This is a genomic window from Caldimonas sp., assembly GCF_046289365.1.
Taxonomy (GTDB): domain Bacteria; phylum Pseudomonadota; class Gammaproteobacteria; order Burkholderiales; family Burkholderiaceae_C; genus Caldimonas.
In genome coordinates this window covers 1-5,822 of the sequence record NZ_JBKBVU010000195.1, presented here as the reverse complement: position 1 = coordinate 5,822, position 5,822 = coordinate 1, and the positions used below count along the sequence as shown (strand labels likewise).

Below are 5,822 nucleotides of genomic sequence, written 5' to 3'. Positions count from 1 at the left end.
CCGTATCCAGGATGGGCCGGTAGCCGGTGCACCGGCACAGTTTGCCCGACAGGTCGTCGGCCAGTTGCTGACGGCTGGGCCGCCCGGCGGCACCGCCGCCGTGGCGTTCGTAGCTGTGCCACAGCGACATCACGAAGCCCGGGGTGCAAAAGCCGCACTGCGAGCCGTGGCATTCGACCAGGGCCTGCTGCACCGGGTGCAGGCGGCCGCCGGCCAGACGCTTGAGATCCTCCACCGTGAACAGGGCCTTGCCGTCCAGTGTCGGCAGGAACTGGATGCAGGCGTTGACGTTGCGCAGGTCCAGGGCACCCACGCGGCTGACGCCGGGCGCCGGTGGCAACGAGAGATCGGCCAGCTCGCCGATCACCACGGTGCAGGCGCCGCAGTCGCCTTCGGCGCAGCCTTCCTTGGTGCCGGTGCAGTGGAGGTCCTCACGCAGGTGCTGCAGCACCGTGCGGGTGGGCACGGCCTGCGGCAGCGTGTGCAGCCGGCCTTGGGCGTAAAAGCGGATCGGTCGCGTATGCATGGCGTCGAAGGTGATGGTGCGAGACCACTCCTGCACAGGCAGCAGCCCGGGAGCGGATACCGCAACGGTAACGCCAACGTCGTCCCTGTGTATACGAGAATGTGAATAAAGGTTATCGGGGAACGGATATGACACTGCGCGCTGATTTCGACAAGATCGAGCTCCATCTCGTCCGCGTCCTGCACACCGTGATCACCGAACGCAGCGTCTCCCGTGCCGCCTTGAAGCTGGGCCTGACCCAGCCGGCCGTCAGTGCCCATCTGCGTCGGCTGCGCGAGCTGACGGGCGATGCGCTGCTGGTGCGCTCGGGCAACGGCATGGCGCCCACGCCCAACGCGCTGGACCTGCTGGAGCCTGCGGCCACCGTGCTGCGCGAGGCCGAGCGCCTGTTCGGGGCGCGCCAGCGCAGCCGCAGCTTCGACCCGCAGACGGCCGCCTGGTCCTTCCGCGTGGCCGCCAGCGACTACCTCGACCCGCTCTTTCTGCCCCAGCTCGTGGCCCACATCAAGCACGAGGCGCCGCTCGTGCAGCTCGACCTCGTGCCGCTGACGGCCGAGTTCGATGTGCGCCGCGCCCTGGCCTCGGGCGAGGTCGACCTCGTGGTGGGCAACTGGCTGGAACCGCCCGAGGAGCTGCACCTGGGGCGCCTGCTCACCGACGAGGTGGTCTGCCTGGTCAATCAGGACCACCCGGCCGTGCGCAGCCCCCGCGGCTGGAGCGTCGAGCGCTACCTGGACTGCGAACACGTCGCGCCCACGCCGCTGCACACCGGGCGCGAAGCCCTGGGCGTGATCGACGCCTACCTCGATGCCCAGGGCCTGCACCGGCGCGTCACCGTGCGCAGCGCCCACTTTGGGCAGATCCCCCAGATGGTGGCGGCCAGCCTGCTGGTGCTGACCACCGGGCGGCAGTTCTGCCAGCGCTACGTCCACCACCTGCCGGTGCGCATCGTGCGCTGCCCGGTGGCTTTTCCGCCGATGAGCTACTACCAGCTCTGGCACGACCGCACCCACCCGTCCGCCGCCCATCGCTGGTTCCGTGAGCAGGTGCGCGATGTCGCCCGTGCCCTGGCGCCCCAATGACTCCAATGACCCCGATCCCCTCGATGCCTGCCCGATGACCGCCGTTCCACGCTCCAAGTTCGCCCTGCGCGGCGACCTGCTCGACTTCACCGCCGATCCGGGCTGGGGCGCCGAGCCGGGCGCGGCCGTGCGCTTCCGCCCCGACCACTGGCTGCTGGTGGAGGACGGCGTGATCCGCGGCGCGCAATCCAGCGATGCCGCGCTCGATGCGAGCTGGACGCGCATCGACCATCGCGGCCGCCTCGTGCTGCCGGGCTTCGTTGACACCCATGTGCACGCGCCCCAGCTCGACGTGATCGCCAGCTTCGGCACCGAGCTGCTGGACTGGCTGAACACCTACACCTTCCCGGCCGAGCAGCGCTATGCCGACCCGCACGAGGCCCGGGCCGGCGCTGAACGCTTCTGCGATGCCCTGCTGGCCCATGGCACCACCAGCGCGGTGGTCTTTCCCACGGTGCACAAAGTCAGCGCCGACGCGCTGCTGGCCGCCGCCCATGCCCGTGGCATGCGCATGGTGGCCGGCAAGGTGCTGATGGACCGCAACGCCCCGCCGGCGCTGCTGGACACCGTGGACAGCGCCGAGGCCGACAGCCGCGAGCTCATCGAACGCTGGCACGGCCGTGGCCGACTGGCCTATGCGATGACCGTGCGCTTCGCCCCCACCAGCACGGTGGCACAGCTCGAGATGGCTGGCCGCCTGATGCGCGAGGTGCCGGGGCTGTACATGCAGACCCATGTGGCCGAGAACCGCGCCGAGGTGGCGTGGGTGCGTGAGCTCTTTCCGCAGGCGCGCAGCTACCTCGACGTCTATCACCGCCACGGCCTGCTCGGCCCGCGCGCCGTGCTGGCCCACGGCATCTGGCTCGACGAGGCCGACCGCGCCGTGCTGGCGGCCACCGGCGCCCAGATCGCCCACAGCCCGAGTTCCAACCTGTTCCTCGGCAGCGGCCTGTTCGGCTGGCGTGCGCTGGAAGACGCCGGGGCGCGCGTGAGCGTGGCCAGCGACGTGGGCGGCGGCACCAGCCTGTCGATGATCCGCACGCTGGCCGAAGCCTACAAGGTGCAGGCCTTGCAGGGCGTGAAGCTCACCGCGTGGAAGGGCCTGTACACCGCCACCCGCGGCGCCGCGCTCGCCCTGGGGCTGGACCACGAGATCGGCAGCCTGGAGGCCGGCCGCATGGCCGACCTGTGCGTGTGGGACTGGGCCCGAGGCCCCGTGGGCGAGCGCCGTCTGGCCGTGGCCACGGGGCTGCACGAGAAGGTGTTTGCCTGGATGACCCTGGCCGACGAGCGTCACCTGGCCGAGGCCTTCGTGGCTGGCGTTGCACGCGTGCGGCGCGACACCGGCTGAGCGCCGTTCCCCGAATCCCGTTCCCTGACCATCACAAGCGGGCGGACCCGACCCGCAAGAAGGAGACAAGTCATGCAGGCCCAGACCGATCCCACGCCCGGCGTTGCCGACATCCACCCGCCGAGGCCCGTCGCCGCGCCCCGGCCGCTGCTGGAGCGCTGGTTCCAGTTGCGCGCGCACGGCACCGACGTGCGCACCGAGCTCACCGCGGGGCTGACGACCTTCCTGACGATGGCCTACATCATCTTCGTCAACCCCTCCATCCTGGGCGATGCCGGCATGCCCAAGGACGCCGTCTTCGTGGCCACCTGCCTGATCGCGGCACTGGGCACGCTGATCATGGGCCTGTATGCCAACTACCCGATCGCCCTGGCCCCGGGCATGGGCCTGAACGCCTACTTCGCCTACGTGGTGGTGCTGGGCATGGGCTACACCTGGCAGGTCGCGCTGGGGGCGGTCTTCATCTCCGGCTGCCTGTTCCTGCTCGTCACCCTGCTCAAGCTGCGCGAACTCATCATCCGGGGCATCCCGCACTCGCTGCGCGTGGCCATCACGGTGGGCATCGGCATGTTCCTGGCCATCATCGCCCTCAAGAGCGCCGGCATCGTCGCCGCGTCCAAGGCCACCTACGTGACGCTGGGCAATCTGCACCAGCCCTCGGTGGTGCTGGCCGTCCTGGGTTTCTTCACCATCGTGGTGCTCGACCGACTGAAGGTGCGCGGCGCCATCCTGATCGGCATCTTGCTGGCCACCGTGCTGTCCTTCGTGTTCGCGGGCAACAGCTTCGTCGGCGTGTTCTCCGCGCCGCCCTCGATCGCGCCGACCTTCCTGGCGCTGGACATCCGCGGGGCCCTGGCGGTGGGGGTGTTCAACGTGATCCTCGTGTTCTTTCTGGTCGAACTCTTCGATGCCACCGGCACGCTGATGGGCGTGGCCAAGCGCGCCGGCCTGCTCGGTGAGGGCAAGATGCACCGCATGAACCGGGCGCTGCTGGCCGACAGCGGCGCCATCTTTGCGGGATCGCTGCTGGGCACGTCCAGCACCACGGCTTACATCGAGAGCGCCTCGGGCGTGCAGGCCGGCGGGCGCACGGGCCTGACGGCCGTGACCGTGGCCGTGCTCTTCCTGGCTTGCCTGATGATCTCGCCGCTGGCGGGTTCGGTGCCGGCCTATGCCACGGCGCCCGCGCTGTTCTTTGTGGCCTGCCTGATGCTGCGCGAGCTCACCGAGCTCGACTGGGAGGACACCACCGAGGTCATCCCGGCGGCCGTCACCGCGCTGACCATGCCGCTGACCTACTCCATCGCCAACGGCATCGCCTTTGGCTTCATCAGCTATGCGGTGCTCAAGCTGTGCACCGGCCAGGCTCGCCAGGCCCATCCGATGGTGTGGATCATCGGCGGCATCTTCCTCTTCAAGTTCATCTTCATCGGGGGGCATTGAAACGCCTCGAGGCCTGTCGTTCAGGCTGGCCCGGCATTTGCATCTGGCCGCTGCCGCGCCCGCGCAGGCACAATCACGGGCCGTGAACCCACCGGCCCGTTCTTTGGAGAACCCCATGCCCCTGCGCCTCGAACTGCTGGGCATCAGCAAGCAGTACCCCGCCGTCAAGGCCAACGACCGGGTGAACCTCAAGGTCGCCCCCGGCGAGATCCATGCCGTGCTGGGCGAAAACGGGGCCGGCAAATCCACGCTGATGAAGATCATCTACGGCGCGGTGCAGCCCGACGAGGGCGAGATGCGCTGGAACGGGCAGCCGGTGCGGGTGCGCAATCCGCACGAGGCGCGCGAACTGGGCATCAGCATGGTGTTCCAGCATTTCTCGCTGTTCGACACCCTCACTGCGGCCGAGAATGTGTGGCTCGGCCTGGGCCGGGGGTTGAGTCTGGCCCAGGTGAGCGAGCGCATCCGCGAGGTCTCCGGGCAGTACGGTCTGGACGTCGACCCCGGGCGCCCGGTGCACACGCTCAGCGTGGGCGAGCGCCAGCGCGTCGAGATCGTGCGCGCGCTGCTCACCAACCCGCAGCTGCTCATCCTGGACGAGCCCACCTCGGTGCTCACGCCTCAGGCCGTGGACAAGCTCTTCGTCACGCTTCGCAAGCTGGCCGACACCGGCTGCTCCATCCTCTACATCAGCCACAAACTCGACGAGATCCGTGCGCTGTGCCACCACTGCACGGTGCTGCGCGGCGGCCGGGTCACCGGCGAGGTCGATCCGACGAAGGAAACCAACGCCAGCCTGTCGCGCCTGATGATCGGCTCCGATCCGCCCGAACTCGTGCACCGTGAGGCCCAGGCTGGGCCGGTGGCGCTGGCTGTGCGGGGCCTGAGCCTGCCCAAGCTCCACCCCTTCGGCACCGCGCTGCACGACATCGCTTTCGAGCTGCGCGCCGGCGAGATCCTCGGGGTGGCCGGGGTCTCGGGCAATGGCCAGCAGGAGCTGCTGGCCGCCCTGTCGGGCGAGGACACGCGCGCCCCGGCGGGCAGCATCCGCCTGTTCGGCCAGGACATCGCCCACCACGACGCCCGCCGTCGCCGCGAGCAAGGCCTGCACTTCGTGCCCGAGGAGCGCTTGGGGCGCGGGGCCGTGCCCACCATGTCGCTGGCGCTCAACACCCTGCTCACGCGCACCGAGGCCGTGCACCGCACCACCGGCTGGATCGACATGCGCGGTGTGCGTGAGATGACCGAGGCGATCATCCGCCGCTTCCAGGTCAAGGCCGGCGGGCCGGCTGCGGCGGCCAAGAGCCTGTCGGGTGGCAACCTGCAGAAGTTCATCGTCGGACGCGAGATCAGCGCCAGCCCCAAGGTGCTGATCGTGGCCCAGCCCACCTGGGGGGTGGACGTCGGCGCGGCCGCGCAG

Annotated in this window: 5 protein-coding genes; 4 read left to right on the top strand and 1 reads right to left on the bottom strand. The window is 69.7% G+C overall.

Annotated features, from left to right (window positions below):
- Window positions 1–526, bottom strand: a 526-nt coding sequence (locus ACK42S_RS15000; RefSeq protein ID WP_409709257.1) for a 2Fe-2S iron-sulfur cluster-binding protein, incomplete at its 3' end; no start/stop codon positions are given.
- A gap of 128 nt (window positions 527–654) precedes the next feature.
- Between ACK42S_RS15000 and ACK42S_RS14995 the strand changes: the two genes are divergently transcribed.
- The 4 genes from ACK42S_RS14995 to ACK42S_RS14980 form a co-directional block, all read left to right on the top strand.
- A complete protein-coding gene (locus ACK42S_RS14995) occupies window positions 655–1,608 on the top strand; it encodes a LysR family transcriptional regulator (RefSeq protein ID WP_409709254.1) in 954 nt (317 codons plus the stop codon).
- Window positions 1,609–1,642: 34 nt separating this feature from the next.
- Window positions 1,643–2,959 carry a guanine deaminase gene (gene guaD / locus ACK42S_RS14990; protein ID WP_409709250.1) on the top strand — a complete coding sequence of 439 codons (1,317 nt, stop codon included), beginning with the start codon at window positions 1,643–1,645 and terminating at the stop codon, window positions 2,957–2,959.
- Window positions 2,960–3,031: 72 nt separating this feature from the next.
- Window positions 3,032–4,402 carry an NCS2 family permease gene (locus ACK42S_RS14985; RefSeq protein ID WP_409709247.1) on the top strand — a complete coding sequence of 457 codons (1,371 nt, stop codon included), beginning with the start codon at window positions 3,032–3,034 and terminating at the stop codon, window positions 4,400–4,402.
- A gap of 115 nt (window positions 4,403–4,517) precedes the next feature.
- Window positions 4,518–5,822 (top strand): ABC transporter ATP-binding protein (locus tag ACK42S_RS14980; protein WP_409709244.1); only part of this gene is annotated, 1,305 nt, incomplete at its 3' end.

Excerpts from the sequence above, each read along its gene's own strand:
- ACK42S_RS14995 (WP_409709254.1), top strand. The coding sequence starts at position 655 with ATGACACTGCGCGCTGATTTCGACAAGATCGAGCTCCATCTCGTCCGC.
- guaD (WP_409709250.1), top strand. The coding sequence starts at position 1,643 with ATGACCGCCGTTCCACGCTCCAAGTTCGCCCTGCGCGGCGACCTGCTC.
- ACK42S_RS14985 (WP_409709247.1), top strand. The coding sequence starts at position 3,032 with ATGCAGGCCCAGACCGATCCCACGCCCGGCGTTGCCGACATCCACCCG.